This is a genomic window from Flavobacterium terrigena, assembly GCF_900108955.1.
Taxonomy (GTDB): Bacteria; Bacteroidota; Bacteroidia; order Flavobacteriales; family Flavobacteriaceae; genus Flavobacterium; species Flavobacterium terrigena.
In genome coordinates this window covers 206,921-220,804 of record NZ_FNYA01000004.1, presented here as the reverse complement: position 1 = coordinate 220,804, position 13,884 = coordinate 206,921, and the positions used below count along the sequence as shown (strand labels likewise).

17 protein-coding genes are annotated in these 13,884 nt (G+C 30.7%); 8 read left to right on the top strand and 9 right to left on the bottom strand.

Annotated features, from left to right (window positions below; translation table 11 throughout):
• Positions 1-100: 100 nt before the first annotated feature.
• From BMX42_RS08875 to BMX42_RS08850, 6 genes are all read right to left on the bottom strand, one after another.
• Positions 101-646, bottom strand: coding sequence for a hypothetical protein (locus BMX42_RS08875; RefSeq protein WP_091312498.1), 546 nt, complete (start codon positions 644-646; stop codon positions 101-103).
• Positions 647-651: 5 nt separating this feature from the next.
• Positions 652-1,233: a nicotinate (nicotinamide) nucleotide adenylyltransferase gene (gene nadD / locus BMX42_RS08870; RefSeq protein WP_091312495.1), complete on the bottom strand. Its 582-nt coding sequence runs from the start codon at positions 1,231-1,233 to the stop codon at positions 652-654.
• Between the two features lie 38 nt (positions 1,234-1,271).
• The gene (gene gmk / locus BMX42_RS08865) at positions 1,272-1,844 is read right to left on the bottom strand and encodes a guanylate kinase (RefSeq protein ID WP_091312491.1); all 573 of its coding nucleotides are present in this window, start codon (positions 1,842-1,844) and stop codon (positions 1,272-1,274) included.
• 35 nt (positions 1,845-1,879) lie between these two features.
• Positions 1,880-2,740: a YicC/YloC family endoribonuclease gene (locus tag BMX42_RS08860; RefSeq protein ID WP_091312488.1), complete on the bottom strand. Its 861-nt coding sequence runs from the start codon at positions 2,738-2,740 to the stop codon at positions 1,880-1,882.
• Between the two features lie 61 nt (positions 2,741-2,801).
• Positions 2,802-3,698 carry a DMT family transporter gene (locus BMX42_RS08855; RefSeq protein WP_091312484.1) on the bottom strand — a complete coding sequence of 299 codons (897 nt, stop codon included), beginning with the start codon at positions 3,696-3,698 and terminating at the stop codon, positions 2,802-2,804.
• Positions 3,691-4,047 carry an arsenate reductase family protein gene (locus BMX42_RS08850; protein ID WP_091312480.1) on the bottom strand — a complete coding sequence of 119 codons (357 nt, stop codon included), beginning with the start codon at positions 4,045-4,047 and terminating at the stop codon, positions 3,691-3,693. The genes BMX42_RS08855 and BMX42_RS08850 overlap by 8 nt, the downstream gene beginning before the upstream one ends.
• Positions 4,048-4,116: 69 nt before the next feature.
• Between BMX42_RS08850 and BMX42_RS08845 the strand changes: the two genes are divergently transcribed.
• A complete protein-coding gene (locus BMX42_RS08845; RefSeq protein ID WP_091312477.1) occupies positions 4,117-4,572 on the top strand; it encodes a DinB family protein in 456 nt (151 codons plus the stop codon).
• Here the strand turns inward: BMX42_RS08845 and BMX42_RS08840 are convergent.
• From BMX42_RS08840 to BMX42_RS08830, 3 genes are all read right to left on the bottom strand, one after another.
• The gene (locus BMX42_RS08840) at positions 4,565-5,305 is read right to left on the bottom strand and encodes a DUF3298 domain-containing protein (protein ID WP_091312474.1); all 741 of its coding nucleotides are present in this window, start codon (positions 5,303-5,305) and stop codon (positions 4,565-4,567) included. The two genes, BMX42_RS08845 and BMX42_RS08840, sit on opposite strands and share 8 nt — an antisense overlap.
• A gap of 118 nt (positions 5,306-5,423) precedes the next feature.
• Positions 5,424-6,371 carry a thioredoxin-disulfide reductase gene (gene trxB, locus BMX42_RS08835; protein ID WP_091312470.1) on the bottom strand — a complete coding sequence of 316 codons (948 nt, stop codon included), beginning with the start codon at positions 6,369-6,371 and terminating at the stop codon, positions 5,424-5,426.
• A gap of 134 nt (positions 6,372-6,505) precedes the next feature.
• Complete coding sequence (locus BMX42_RS08830; RefSeq protein WP_091312467.1) at positions 6,506-8,659, bottom strand: TonB-dependent receptor; 2,154 nt, start codon at positions 8,657-8,659, stop codon at positions 6,506-6,508.
• Positions 8,660-8,788: 129 nt separating this feature from the next.
• Between BMX42_RS08830 and BMX42_RS08825 the strand changes: the two genes are divergently transcribed.
• From BMX42_RS08825 to BMX42_RS08795, 7 genes are all read left to right on the top strand, one after another.
• Positions 8,789-9,244, top strand: coding sequence for a YciI family protein (locus BMX42_RS08825; RefSeq protein ID WP_091312464.1), 456 nt, complete (start codon positions 8,789-8,791; stop codon positions 9,242-9,244).
• A gap of 146 nt (positions 9,245-9,390) precedes the next feature.
• Positions 9,391-9,942, top strand: coding sequence for an IS1096 element passenger TnpR family protein (locus BMX42_RS08820; RefSeq protein WP_091312462.1), 552 nt, complete (start codon positions 9,391-9,393; stop codon positions 9,940-9,942).
• 95 nt (positions 9,943-10,037) lie between these two features.
• Positions 10,038-11,096 (top strand): nucleoid-associated protein, encoded by a 1,059-nt coding sequence (locus BMX42_RS08815; RefSeq protein WP_091312459.1) that lies wholly within the window; start codon positions 10,038-10,040, stop codon positions 11,094-11,096.
• Between the two features lie 147 nt (positions 11,097-11,243).
• Positions 11,244-12,221: a DUF6624 domain-containing protein gene (locus BMX42_RS08810; protein WP_091312456.1), complete on the top strand. Its 978-nt coding sequence runs from the start codon at positions 11,244-11,246 to the stop codon at positions 12,219-12,221.
• A gap of 143 nt (positions 12,222-12,364) precedes the next feature.
• On the top strand, positions 12,365-12,859 hold the full coding sequence (locus tag BMX42_RS08805; RefSeq protein ID WP_091312452.1) for a DUF2059 domain-containing protein: 495 nt from the start codon (positions 12,365-12,367) through the stop codon (positions 12,857-12,859).
• A 6-nt stretch (positions 12,860-12,865) separates the two neighbouring features.
• Positions 12,866-13,426, top strand: coding sequence for a YdeI/OmpD-associated family protein (locus BMX42_RS08800; RefSeq protein ID WP_091312448.1), 561 nt, complete (start codon positions 12,866-12,868; stop codon positions 13,424-13,426).
• Positions 13,427-13,428: 2 nt separating this feature from the next.
• Complete coding sequence (locus BMX42_RS08795; RefSeq protein ID WP_091312444.1) at positions 13,429-13,863, top strand: DUF1801 domain-containing protein; 435 nt, start codon at positions 13,429-13,431, stop codon at positions 13,861-13,863.
• The last annotated feature ends 21 nt before the right edge of the window (positions 13,864-13,884 follow it).

Genomic DNA, 13,884 nt, shown 5'->3' with positions numbered 1-13,884 from the left:
AAGTTGCTCGGTTAAAGCCCACTTCCTATAAAAAAGTAAACTTTCATCTTTAATATAAATTTTTGCCTTAAACTCCATAAAATCTAACTATAAACAGAAATTAATTTCTTCTTGAATTATATCTATTTCTAAAAAAGTTCATGGTTTCTATAATTTCTTCTGGGTTTGAATAACTATATAAGCCGAAACGTACTTTCTCACCTACGATTGTAAAGATTTCAAGATAATAGTTAGAACTTTTGTGCGCGGGTTCAATCGTAAAACCATAATTATAAATTTGATTCCAAAAATATTGGGTTTTATTAATTTCAATTCCTGCTTCTGAAATTTTTATTTCTTCGATTTTTTTTGTTTTATTATACCAAACAACAAGTAGCAAGACAAGCAATAAACCTAAAACAAAATACCTGCTAAATACATCTTCAATCACACGACATCCAAAAATAAAAATCATAAACCCAAATACGAAATAGATATTATTATCAGAACCCGTATTATTAAAAACGATTTCTTCACTATAGTTTTCAATGGTAGAACTGTATTCAGTAGATCTAACAAAATATGGATTATTAAAAACAAAATCGATTACCGAAATTTTCTTTTTAGGTTGCTTTTCAATCAACTTTTCTATTTCAGAATTTTGCATTGAGATTACTTTTTGTAAAACAAATTATGTTCTACATATTCCCAAACTTTGTGAGGTAACATGGGAATTATGTTTTTATTATTTTTAATACTTTCGCGAATGAAGGTTGAAGATAATTCTACAACTGGCGCTCCAATTCTGTGAATTTTTGGATGATTAACAAATTGTTCGTCTAGTTCTCCAGAATTTAATCGTGGATACACATAAATGTGATGATGTTGTAAAATAGCTTCGTAGTTTTTCCATTTATGTAGCGAATTCAAATTGTCATCGCCCATAATTAAAGAGAATTCGTAATTAGGATGTTTCTCTTGTAAATGTACTAACGTGTTAATCGTATAATTAGGCTGTGGCAATTTAAACTCAATATCCGAAGGCTTAATTTTCGGAAAATCTTCCGTTGCTAAATGCACCATATGCAAACGATGGTAATCATCCAACAACGTATTCTTTTGTTTGTGTGGATTGTGCGGCGTTACGACCATCCAAATTTGATCTAAATCCGAATGCTCCGCCATATGATTGGCAATGATTAAATGCCCAATATGTATGGGATTAAACGTTCCGAAATATAAACCTATTTTCATTTTTTTAGTGAAAAGTGATTAGTAAATAGTGAAAAGTGTTATCTATTCACAAATTCTTTTACCAAATTATATGCATCTACTTTGGCTACGTCTAAATCGTAATTCTTGATAATTGTATCAAATTGTGGTGCTGTGGCTAATTCCACTGAAGCTTTTGCAATTCGCATGTTGATTTTATCGTCGCTTTCTGTTGAACGTTTTTTCAATCGGATTTTCAACTCGTCGATACTTGGTGGTTTTACAAACACTGCCAATGTTTCTTGTTTGAATTTCGATTTAATACGTAATCCGCCCGCCACATCAATATCGAAAATTACATTTTTTCCTTTTGCCCAAATGCGTTCCACTTCGCTTTTTAAAGTTCCATAGAAATTATCTCTATATACTTCTTCCCATTCCACAAAATCTTCCGCTTTGATGTGTTTTTTAAATTCATCTAAAGATATAAAATAATAATCTTTTCCATGAACTTCTTCGCCACGTGGCTCACGAGTCGTACAAGAAATTGAAAATTCTAAATTTAAATCTTCTTGTTTTAATAAATGTCTTACTATAGTCGTTTTTCCCGAACCTGATGGTGCTGAGAATACTAATAATTTACCTTGATTCATTGCGTGTTATGTTGTTTTTGATTTATAGTTAGAATCTATAAAACATTCAATACTTGCTCTTTAATTTTTTCCAATTCGTCTTTCATCATTACCACCAATTTTTGCATTTCGGCATGATTCGATTTTGAACCCATCGTGTTGATTTCTCTTCCCATTTCTTGTGTGATGAATCCTAATTTTCTTCCGTTAGCTTCACTTCCATTCAAAGTTTGTAAGAAATAATCTAAATGATTGGTCAAACGTACTTTTTCTTCAGTAATATCTAATTTTTCTAAGTAATAAATCAATTCTTGTTCGAAACGATTTGTATCTACATTGACTTTTAATTCGTCAATAGCAGTTTGCAAACGTTCTTTAATAGCAGCTACTCTTTCTGGATCTAAAGCCAAAGCCTGATTCATGTAACTTCTAATATTTTCAATACGTAACGTGAATTCTTTTTCTAAAGAAGCACCTTCAGAAGTTCTGAAAGACAACATATTTTCAATAGCTTCGTCAATTACCGTTTGAATTTGCTTCCATTCGTTTTCGTCAATTTCTTCACGCTCGGTTTTCATCGTATCTGGCATTCTTACAGCCATTTTCATCAATTCCGTTTCGTCAGCGTCTGGCAAAATCGCTTTCATTTGAGCAATATAAGCTCTTACAATAGGCGCATTTATTTTTGAAGATGTTTCTTCACCAGTCACCTCAACAAATAAAGAAAAATCGACTTTACCTCTTTCTAACTTTTGAGCTAGAAGATTTCTTAAAGCCAATTCGTTTTCTCTGTAAACAGAAGGCATTCTCGTATTTAAATCGAGCCCTTTACTGTTTAAAGATTTAACTTCTACTGTAATTTTTTTGGTTGATAATTGCAAACTTGCTTTACCAAAACCGGTCATTGATAATATCATATATTTTTATAAAAGAGTGTAAAGATACTATTTTTAGTGATTAGTAAAAAGTGAATAGTGATTAGTCGTTGCTAACCTCTTTCTTTTTATGAATAACCAAATAAACGCCAACAAATATCAATGAAGCAGAAATCATTTTCACCAAATTTAGATTGTCTTTTTCTAAATAAATAGCAAAAACAGTAGCGAAAAAAGGTTGTAAATAAATAAAAACCGCAACTGTTGTTGGTTTTAGATTTCTCATCGAAATCAAGTTTAATAAATACGTGAAAAACGTAGAAAAGATAACTACAAATCCGATTTTTAAGCTAATATCTAAAGGAATTTCGTTCCAATTTACGACTTGCAATTCATTAAACCCAAAAGGTAAAACCATAAAAAAGCCGAACAAATAAATGTATTTCACAAACGTAAATGCATTATATTTATCCATTAACTTCTTCACGAAGATTAGATAAAAACCATAAGAAACAGCATTTACAAACACCAATAAATTTCCTAAAGTGGCATTTGGTGCGTTGTTTAGTGCTTTTCCGTATAAAATTAAAGTGATGGTTCCGGCTAATCCTAAAAGAATTCCAATAACTTTTTTAGATTGCATTCTTTCTTTCATGATAATAGAAGAAAGTATCAATACAATCATTGGCGTGGTTACCATTAAAACCGCTCCCATAATTGGCGAAGTATAACTTAAACCTTTAAAGAATGTCAACATATTAAAAGCAACTCCAAAAAAGGCACAAGCGGCAATTCTAAGAAAATCGCTTTTGGCAATTTTTTCTTTTGGTCCGAGAAAGGAAACCAACCAAAATAATATTGTTGCACCACCAACTCGCAACACAATAAAACCATAAGCATCAATATACTTTGGCATTACGTCTTTCGCAATAGTGAATGTAACTCCGTAAATAATAGCGACAATCCAAGCGCAAACTAACGCCCAAGAACGACTACTCATTACTCAAAGCCTTTTGCAATTTTAAAATATTAGGCTGACTGTTTCCTATGAAAATTTCATTTTCTAAAATCACCACAGGACGACTCAAAAAAGTATAATGTTCTAAAATATAGTTTTTATAATCTTCTTCTGTTAAAGTAATATTTTTCAAGCCTTTTTCTTTATATAATTGGGCTTTTTTGCTGAAAAGTGCTTCGTAACTTCCAGAAAGTTGGTGCATGAATTCTAATTCTTCAACCGTAATTGGATTTTGACGAATATCGTGAAACTCTAAATTTGCATTTGAAGGTAACGACTTAATTATTTTTCGACAGGTATCGCAAGAAGCGAGATAATATATTTTTCGCATAATAAATTTAAAGTGCAAAGGTAAGAAAGTTATTTTTTTATAATAAATTTACAGAAACAAATAAACATTATGGAAGCAACTTTTAATATTTGGAAAACGAGTAGAGCTACTTATTTGAAATTCTTAGAAAATTATTCTTTAGAACAATTGAACAAAATTCCCGAAGGAATGAGTAACAATTTGATTTGGAATATTGGACATATAGTAGTTTCGCAACAAGGTTTGGTATATCGCTTATCTGGTTTACCAATGCAAGTTACCCCAGAAATGATGGATGCATTCAAAAATGGTTCTGTTCCAACGGGAAACACATCTTTAGAAGAAGTAAATGAAATTAAAGCCTTACTAATTTCAACTATGAATCAGACAATTTCTGATTATGAAAATGGTGTTTTCAAAGAATATACTCCTTATGAAACGAAGACTGGATTTTCTTTACAGAATTTACACGATGCGATTCAATTTAACAATTATCATGAAGGAATCCATTTAGGATTTATGATGAAAATTAAAAAATTTATTTAATTAATAAGTATTTATCAATTTCTTGATAGGTTAAAAAAACTTCGTATGAGCCTTTATCGTATGAAGAGATTTCGTTGATATTGTATAGGAATTTCACACCTTCAATATTGAAAAACACATTATTGGTAAGATAAAACGAACCTGTTTCAAAACAATAACCTTGTTGATTTAAACTTACAGCGTTGTTTACATGATACTTATCTCTAAATTTGGCTTCCACTAATTTTGAGACTGCTTTTGGATTTATGAAAATATCTTCCAATTTTAATTGATTTCCGGTTTGTTTATTAAAAACAAGAGAGCGTTTTCCTCCAAAACCAGAAGCATCGCCGTAAGAAGAAGTATAATTAATACCAATATTTACAAATTCTTCTGTTTCGTATTCTATATTAGATTCTAATTCAAAATCCCAATTTTTGATATTATTACCTGGTGTTTTATTTTTTGCGTTTTTATAAGTATCAACAAAGCCTTTTGTCAATTGATTATAATTATTAATCGTTAGGTTTTGACTATCAATAAAACTAGAAAGTTCCTTAATGTTTTCGAAAATTATTTTATTGATATTATCATCATTTTTTGCTTCTAAAACTTCCATTTTAATATTTGCCGAATTATAACTAGTAGTGTAATTTGGACTATATGATGAATTGTATTGTTTGCGTTCAAATACTAATTGCTGTGAACAACCAGTAAGCAAGAATAAAAGAAGTATAAATATTGTATTTTTCATTATTATTTTTTGCAAGATTTTGCTTTTACAAATGTAGCAAAAATCGAGCCAAGGTCACGATTTAAAACAAAAAAATCGGATATGAAATCCGATTTTAGTAGAATTATGTTATAAAAACTTAGTCTTTACTTGCTAAATATCTTTCCGCATCTAACGCCGCCATACAACCTGTTCCAGCAGCGGTAATTGCTTGTCTGTAAACATGATCTGCAGCATCTCCACCAACAAAAACTCCTGGTACATTTGTTTTAGAAGTTCCTGGTACATTTACAATATAACCAGTTTCATCTAACGTTAAATAGTCAGCGAAAATATCTGTATTTGGTTTGTGACCAATCGCTACGAAAAATCCAGTTGCAGGAATTTCATGCTCTACGTTAGTCGCTGTATTTTTTACTTTAATAGAAGTTACTACTTGTCCATCACCTAAAACTTCAACCGTTGATGTATTTAATAAAACCTCAATGTTTGCTGTATTCATCACACGTTCAGCCATAATTTTAGAAGCTCTAAATTTATCTGTACGAACTAACATTGTTACTTTCTTACATAATTTAGATAAGTAATGCGCTTCTTCACAAGCACTATCTCCTGCTCCAACAATTACAACTTCTTGGTTTCTATAGAAAAATCCATCACAAACTGCACAAGCCGAAACTCCACCACCAGTATTTAAATAGTGTTGTTCTGAAGGTAAACCTAAATATTTTGCAGCAGCTCCAGTAGAAATAATTACTGTATCGGCGTGAATTTCTGTAGTTTCGTTAATCCAAACTTTATGTGGTTCTGAACTAAAATCAACTTTTGTTGCCCAACCGTCACGAACATCTGTTCCAAAACGTTGCGCTTGACTTTGTAATTGTACCATCATTTCTGGTCCAGTTACTCCATCAGGATAACCTGGGAAATTTTCTACTTCGTTAGTCGTTGTCAATTGTCCACCTGGTTGTGTTCCTTGGTATAAAACTGGATTCATGTTAGCTCTAGCCGCGTAAATTGCAGCAGTATATCCTGCAGGACCAGAACCTATTATAAGGCATTTTACTTTTTCTATTTCGTTTGACATTGTCGTATTATTTTAATTTGGAGCAAAAATATAAAAATCAAATGCTTTTTTATGTAATAAAAGTTACATTTTTTATTATTCTTATATAAATGTTTTCGATAACAAAATCAAGCTCAGTTTGACAAACGTAAAAATTAAAGTTGATCCAATTGATTTGTTTTTTTATTGTCAGAAATCGTCCAAAAGAAACCTATGAAGAAGAAACGGCTGGCTGGTTGCGTTATCGCTTGCCTTTGAAAAGTTCTATTAACGTCTGGTGAATTTGCATATTGATATCCGAAAACGTTATTCGCACCTAATAAATTAGAAACGGAAAGGTATAAGATTTTCTGTTGTGATAACAAATAAGACCAACCTAAACTAAAATTATTGTACGATTTGGTTTTCTGATTCATAAATTCTACTTCATTCGGATTATCGTAAGGTCTACCCGAATTAAAACTATAAGTCAATCCTATTTGCGATTTCAATTCATCCACCCAAAATTTAGTCACAATAGAAAAATTATGATTGGCGATAAAACTTGGCGTGACTTGTTTCTCGTAATTTTTATAATCTCTTTCCGAATCGATATAAGAATACGTTAACCAATAATCTAAGTGCTTTATCGATTTATTATCTCTCCAAAATAAATCGATTCCTTTAGCATAACCCAATCCGTTATTGTTGAAATTTGAATTATAGCTTGATGTATTCGAATCGAACTTAACTAAATTTGAATAATCTTTAAAATACGCTTCTGCACGAAACATTTTTCCATTATTGTTGTATAAATAATTCAAAATATAATGATTGGTGTTTTCATATTTTAAATTCTGAGTAAACTTTAAATAATCTGGATTTGCGGTTTGATAAAAACTTCCGTATGCTAATGAAAGCTGACTCTTTTTTGCGATTTTATACGCTACTGAAACTCTTGGTTCTACAGTAAATTCATCAACAATTGATGCATTTGAAGAACGCAATCCTAAATTGAAAGCCAAATCTTGAGATAAGAAAACTTCTGCTTCTGTAAAAAGAGCGATTGTATTATTTTGATAACCATAATCGACTCTGTATTGAGAAAAATCTTGATAATTTTCATTGAAATTCGTGTGGAAAAATTCGCCACCAATATTTAATTTAAACATATTTGAAAACGTTTTTCGTAGTTTCAATTTATAATGTAAAGCACGCTCATAATTATTCAATTTATCCGAATTTATTCCGATTTGATTCTGTCCATATCCAAAACTAAAACCAGTTTGCAATTGCAAAGCCGTTGCGATATTTCCTTTATAAACCGAATTGATGTAAAAGTTATTATTCGTCAATCCGAATTTAATCTTATCCAAATAATTAATGTCTTTCTGATTTACGTTCATCGTAGAAGTATCAAAAGCCGCATACACTTTTAGCAATCCGTCTTTAATTTTAGTTCTAAAAACCGTTTCACCAGCAATAGATTCAGGAGCTTTATTCCAATCTAAACTTTGTGGCGCAATCAAATAATACGGTTTCAAATTGATATAGCTTGTATTAAATGTAATTGAACTATTCTTCCATTTTTTCGATTTTCCTAAACCTACACCAACTGTCATAATTGAAATATCTGTCTGATTTTGCGCGGGTTCATCAACCGTATTCAATAATAAAATACTTGATAAAGCGTCACCAAATTCGGCACTATAACCACCAGTTGAAAACGTAATTCCTTTGAATAAAAATGGAGAAAATCGGCCACGAGTTGGAAGATTATTTGGTGAAGCGCCATAAGGTTGTGCGACACGAATTCCATCTACATAAGTCTGCGTTTCACCAGCTTCACCACCACGAACAAACAATTTTCCACTTTCACCAACAGCGTTTACGCCTGGCATCGTTTCCAAAGCCGCTACAATATCACCAGAAGAGCCAGCTGTTGTTACAATATCTAAAGGTTTTAAAGCAGTAACTTTACTATTATCACCCGCTTTTATCGTTCCGGCTGAAATTACAACTGTTTCAATGGTATTCATATCTTGAAAAAGGGTAAAAACTCGACTCACATATTCTTCTATAACAATATCTTCAGTCACATCTAAAAAACCATTTAAAGTAAATTTCAAAATCTTATTTTGTTTGGCATCCGTTTCGAAACTAAATTCGCCTTTTTCATTTGTTAATGCGCCGTCGTATGTACCGTCAATAAAAACATTTACGCCTTGCATGGCAACATTTTTCTTATTGACTACTTTTCCAGAAATCTTAGTTTGAGAAAAAGCGGTAAAACTGAATAGTGAAACTAAAATAAGTATTAAATTCTTCATGATATATTGTTTTGATGAAGCAAAGTTGTTATAATTGCCTTTCAATAAAAAAAGTATTGTGCCGAATTGTAGAATTTTGCATCTGAATTGTAAATCGACTATCTTTATCGTTTAATTAAATCTAAAATCATGCAAAAAATACTATTTACCCTTTTATTTATAGCTTTCAATCAAGTTGGATTTTCGCAAGAAGCAAGTGGTTATGATGAAGCATTAGCCAAAAAATTGGGTGGAGACGAACGTGGAATGAAAACATACGTGTTTTGTATTTTAAAAACAGGAACCAACACCACAGCAACGGCAGAAGAAAAAAAAGTGCTTTTTGATGGTCATATGGCTAATATTAAAAAGTTAGCCGAAGAAAATAAGTTAGTTGTAGCTGGACCATTTATGAAAAACGACAAAAACTATAGAGGAATTTTCATTTTTAATTGTACTACTATTGAAGAAGCAGAAAAGTTAGTGAATACTGATCCAGCTGTGCAAGCTAAACTATTTGAAGCGGATTTAACTGTTTGGTATTGTACTGCTGCATTAGATATAATAAAAGAAACGCACGACAAAATTGTGAAACCTAAAAAGTAATTTTTTAATTTTTAGTACTTTAAAAAATAACAGAAAATTACGAAATTTTTCAATTCTATTTCCTAGAAACTATTTATTAACAATCGCATTTTTGAGTAAAAAATAGTTCAAATATTGCTTACTTTTGCCTTTTAAAATTACATATTATGATTTATAAGTTTAGAGCCATTTTAGACAACGAAGAGGATATTTTTAGAGATATTGCTATTGAAGCGAAAGACTCTTTGGAAGATTTACACAACGCTTTAGTCAATGCTTTTGGTTTTGATGGTACCGAAGTTGGTGCTTTTTATACTTGTGGAGACGATTGGGCTTGGCATGAAGAAGATGGGATTCCGATGTTTGACACAGGAGATATTCCTGGTGAAATAAAAACAATGGCCGAATATAAATTAGACGATTTAGTCCACGAACAAAATACCAAATTAGTTTACGTTTACGATTTATTTTCGATGTGGACATTTTTCGTAGAATTAGCTGCTATTGAAGAAAATAAAGAAGAAGTTATTTATCCAGCCTTATTATTCTCTCACGGAGTTTTACCAGAAGAAGCTACAACAAGTGGTTTTAGAGGTGGCGATTTAGAAAACGAAAACTTATTTAACGACTTCGAAGACGATTTAGACCAAGATGATTTAGATATGTTTGATGGCGACGACAGTTTCGAAGATATGGGATTTGAAGAAAATTGGAACTAATTTAATTAGCCAATAGAATAATGTGGCAGTACGCCAATCTTAAAATAAAATACTAATAATTGGCTAATTAAAATTGGCTGATTGACAAATTAACTATGATAAACTTATTTAATACACACGTAGAAAACCTTTCTATACACCGAGTTGGTAATAAAAACAAAGAAGAACAAATTTTTCTTTCTGAAAATCCGTATTCGTTGAATGATGAAATTATGCCAATTTTAAAGGAATATTTCTTCAAGGCTTTTCGTGAAAAAGAAGAAAACTACTATCAGTTTGCACATGATGTAGACTTAGAATACAATGAAATGTTCAATTTAGCGACGGAAATTTTCAACAAACCAAGCGAAATTCATAACGTTTCAAAAAAAATTACACAGCATTTATTTGAGCAATCAAATCATCCGCACATTAAAAGTGGAGAAGTTTATATTGCTTATTTAACGAACGTTTCTATCGATAATAATGTGGTAGATGCGATTGGTGTTTTCAAAAGTGAAATCAAAACCGATTTTTTACAATTTCAAGAAAACGGAAGTAATTTAGAAATGATTTTACAAGACGGAATCAACTTAAACAAGTTAGATAAAGGTTGTTTAATTTTCAATTACAAAAAAGAAGAAGGTTATAAAATCTTAACTGTTGATAGCAACAGATATGATGCGCGTTACTGGTTAGAGCATTTTTTAAGTGTAGATGTGTTTCAAGATGAAACGTTTATGACTAAAAAATACTTACAATTTTGTAAAGATTTCGCTAAAGAAGTGGTTTTACCAGCAGAAGACAAAAAAGAAGAAGTTTTGTTTATGAACAGAGCTGTAAATCACTTTGCTAAAAATGACGAATTTGAAGAAACTGCTTTCTTAAACGACGTAATCAATAATCCAGATTTGATTCCAGAATTTAAAAATTATAAAGTCGACAAAGGTGCAAAATATAGTATCGAAGATGTTTCAAGTTTTCCAATTGCGAATGCAGCCGTAACGGATGTTCGTAGAAAATTAAAGAACACAATTGAATTAGATACCAACATACAAATTAGATTAGATTTCATTAACCCTGAAAGCGCTGAAAAATTTGTAGAAAAAGGTTGGGACGAAGAAAAACAAATGTATTATTACTTGGTTTACTTCAACAAAGAACAAAAATCTTAATCAGATTAAACAAAATATAAAAATCCTCAATTATCGCTAATTGAGGATTTTTTTTATAATACTTTCTAAAAAACAAGGAATACTGAATTTTAATTTATTATTTTTGACTTGAATTTAATTATTTAACACAATTAATCTTACTTAAAAATGAAAAAAACTTTTTTTATTACCCTACTAATCCTAATATCAAGTAGTAACACATTTGGTCAAGATTTTAAAAAATACAATGAATTAGTTAATGAAGCTATGAGTTTTTACGATAGTAAAGACTATCATAAAGCTGGTGAAAAATTTTCTGAAGCTTTTGAAGTGAATGATAAAAAAGCAAGTGTAAATGCTAGATATAACGCAGCTTGTTCTTGGGCTTTAGCAAATGAAAAAGATTTAGCTTTTGTTCAATTATTTAATATTGTTGAAAAAGGTAATTATACGAATATCGATCATATAACAAAGGATACTGACTTAATTTCACTTTATAAAGACAAACGTTGGAAAAAAGTAATTAAAAAAGTGAAAGATAACAAAGAAAAAGCTGAAGCAAAATTAGATAAAAAACTTGTAGCTAAACTTGACACTATTTATCAAGAAGATCAAGATTACAGAATGCAAATTAAAGGTTTAGAAGAAAAATACGGTAGAGAATCTAATGAATTGAAAGCACATTGGAAAGTTATCGCAAAGCAAGATTCTATTAACTTAATAAAAATAACCAAAATATTAGATGAGCGCGGTTGGTTAGGTCAAGATGTGATTGGAAGCCAAGGTAATTCAACATTGTTTTTAGTCATTCAACATGCAGATATTAAGACGCAAGAAAAGTATTTGCCAATGATGAAAGAAGCTGTAAAAAAAGGCAATGCCAATTCTAGTAGTTTGGCATTATTAGAAGACAGAGTAGCTTTAAGAAAAGGAGAAAAACAAATTTATGGTAGTCAAATCGGTAGAGACAAAGAAACAGGAGAATTTTATATTTTACCATTAGCAGATCCTGAAAATGTTGACAAAAGACGAGCTGAAGTTGGTTTAGGCACTATTCAAGAATATGTGGCACTTTGGAAAATAACTTGGAATGTTGAAGAATACAAATTAAAACTTCCTGAATACGAAGCAAAACAAAAAAAATAACTTTTATTAAAATTCCTCAATTAGCGATAATTGGGGAATTTTTTTATATTTACGATAAGAAAAATATTAAATAATTGTATTTGAAAACTTACTTCTAAAAATCTCCTTGCTTTCAGTGATTTTAAAATTATAAATATGTCATCATGAAAAAAACCACTATCCTACTTTTTATTTGTTTTGTAATTTCGAGTCATGCTCAAAACGATAAAACTTCTGTGCCAATTTTTGAGAAAATAGCCTTAGAAATGAAAGAATTTAAGTTGGATACGACATTAGTTCCAAACGATAAACTTTCGAAAAGAATAGAAAAATTAAGAAGTTTAAAAGGCGGATTTAATATTAACGAAGCTATCGAATTTAAAATTGCCGAAGAAAGAAGTAAAGAAAACGCTCCAACGGAAGAATTAGATAAAATTGAAGCTTTTTTCAAAACTGGAAACGGCAAAAAATGGTTAAACAATGCCATTATTTGGATTTATAGAAAGCAATTTACGTTAAAAGAAATCAATCAACTTATTCGATTTTATAAATCATCAGCTGGACAAAAAATGGCTGAAAAATTCCCAATCTTAATGCTTCAGTCTTTAAAAGCGGGTGAAGAAATTAAAGAAAATTTTGTGCAACAATTGAAAAAATAAATTTCCATGCAAAACAATACTCAATGGACGGAAGAACTGGAACTTGTGGCCTCCATTATTAACAAACTTCCTTTAGAAAAAACCATAAAATGGGGAGCTGAAGTTTTTACCTATAACGGGAAAAACGTGGTGAGTTACGGCGGTTTTAAAAACTTTTTTACTATTTGGTTTTTTAATGGCGTATTTCTGGAAGATAATTACAATGTTTTAGTAAATGCACAAGAAGGTAAAACCAAATCGGCAAGACAATGGCGCCTTACTTCTATTGCTGAAATTGACGAAAAGAAAATTTCAGAATACATTTATGAAGCCATTGAAGTTGAGAAAAAAGGCTTGAAAATTCAACCAGAAAAATTTGTAGCTATTCCAGTGGCAGAAGTATTAGAAAATGAATTGAAAAACGATAAGTCCTTAAAAGCTTCATTCGAAAAACTAACACCGGGAAAGCAGAAAGAATATATTATTTATATCAACGAAGCCAAGCAAGATGCTACGAAACTAAAACGTGTGGAGAAAATAAAACCTATGATTTTACACGGAATTGGTCTAAATGATAAATACAAATAATCATGTCAAAATCAACCATAAAAACAAAAGAAACTAACGCGGATGTTCCTGATTTCATCAATTTATTTGCAGATTCGGAACAAAAACGAAAAGACAGTTTTGAATTACTAAAACTAATGCAAGATGTCACCGGATTTGAACCAAAAATGTGGGGGCCATCTATTATCGGATTCGGAAGTTATCACTATAAATCGGAAAGAAGCAAACAAGAAGGCGATATGCCTTTGGCTGGTTTCTCACCACGAAAAGCGGCAATTTCTCTTTATGTATTTACTGGGAATGAAGAACACAAATATCTTTTAGAAGATTTAGGCAAATTTAAAATGGGTAAATCCTGTATTTATGTCAAAAAACTATCAGACATTAATTTAGATGTTTTAAAAAACCTCATGAAAGAAACGATTAATTTTATCCATTCAAAATATCCTGAGAACTAAAAGAAAATAAAAAAACGGGAA

Excerpts from the sequence above, each read along its gene's own strand:
- BMX42_RS08875 (WP_091312498.1), bottom strand. The coding sequence starts at position 646 with ATGCAAAATTCTGAAATAGAAAAGTTGATTGAAAAGCAACCTAAAAAG.
- nadD (WP_091312495.1), bottom strand. The coding sequence starts at position 1,233 with ATGAAAATAGGTTTATATTTCGGAACGTTTAATCCCATACATATTGGG.
- gmk (WP_091312491.1), bottom strand. The coding sequence starts at position 1,844 with ATGAATCAAGGTAAATTATTAGTATTCTCAGCACCATCAGGTTCGGGA.
- BMX42_RS08860 (WP_091312488.1), bottom strand. The coding sequence starts at position 2,740 with ATGATATTATCAATGACCGGTTTTGGTAAAGCAAGTTTGCAATTATCA.
- BMX42_RS08855 (WP_091312484.1), bottom strand. The coding sequence starts at position 3,698 with ATGAGTAGTCGTTCTTGGGCGTTAGTTTGCGCTTGGATTGTCGCTATT.
- BMX42_RS08850 (WP_091312480.1), bottom strand. The coding sequence starts at position 4,047 with ATGCGAAAAATATATTATCTCGCTTCTTGCGATACCTGTCGAAAAATA.
- BMX42_RS08845 (WP_091312477.1), top strand. The coding sequence starts at position 4,117 with ATGGAAGCAACTTTTAATATTTGGAAAACGAGTAGAGCTACTTATTTG.
- BMX42_RS08840 (WP_091312474.1), bottom strand. The coding sequence starts at position 5,305 with ATGAAAAATACAATATTTATACTTCTTTTATTCTTGCTTACTGGTTGT.
- trxB (WP_091312470.1), bottom strand. The coding sequence starts at position 6,371 with ATGTCAAACGAAATAGAAAAAGTAAAATGCCTTATAATAGGTTCTGGT.
- BMX42_RS08830 (WP_091312467.1), bottom strand. The coding sequence starts at position 8,659 with ATGAAGAATTTAATACTTATTTTAGTTTCACTATTCAGTTTTACCGCT.
- BMX42_RS08825 (WP_091312464.1), top strand. The coding sequence starts at position 8,789 with ATGCAAAAAATACTATTTACCCTTTTATTTATAGCTTTCAATCAAGTT.
- BMX42_RS08820 (WP_091312462.1), top strand. The coding sequence starts at position 9,391 with ATGATTTATAAGTTTAGAGCCATTTTAGACAACGAAGAGGATATTTTT.
- BMX42_RS08815 (WP_091312459.1), top strand. The coding sequence starts at position 10,038 with ATGATAAACTTATTTAATACACACGTAGAAAACCTTTCTATACACCGA.
- BMX42_RS08810 (WP_091312456.1), top strand. The coding sequence starts at position 11,244 with ATGAAAAAAACTTTTTTTATTACCCTACTAATCCTAATATCAAGTAGT.
- BMX42_RS08805 (WP_091312452.1), top strand. The coding sequence starts at position 12,365 with ATGAAAAAAACCACTATCCTACTTTTTATTTGTTTTGTAATTTCGAGT.
- BMX42_RS08800 (WP_091312448.1), top strand. The coding sequence starts at position 12,866 with ATGCAAAACAATACTCAATGGACGGAAGAACTGGAACTTGTGGCCTCC.
- BMX42_RS08795 (WP_091312444.1), top strand. The coding sequence starts at position 13,429 with ATGTCAAAATCAACCATAAAAACAAAAGAAACTAACGCGGATGTTCCT.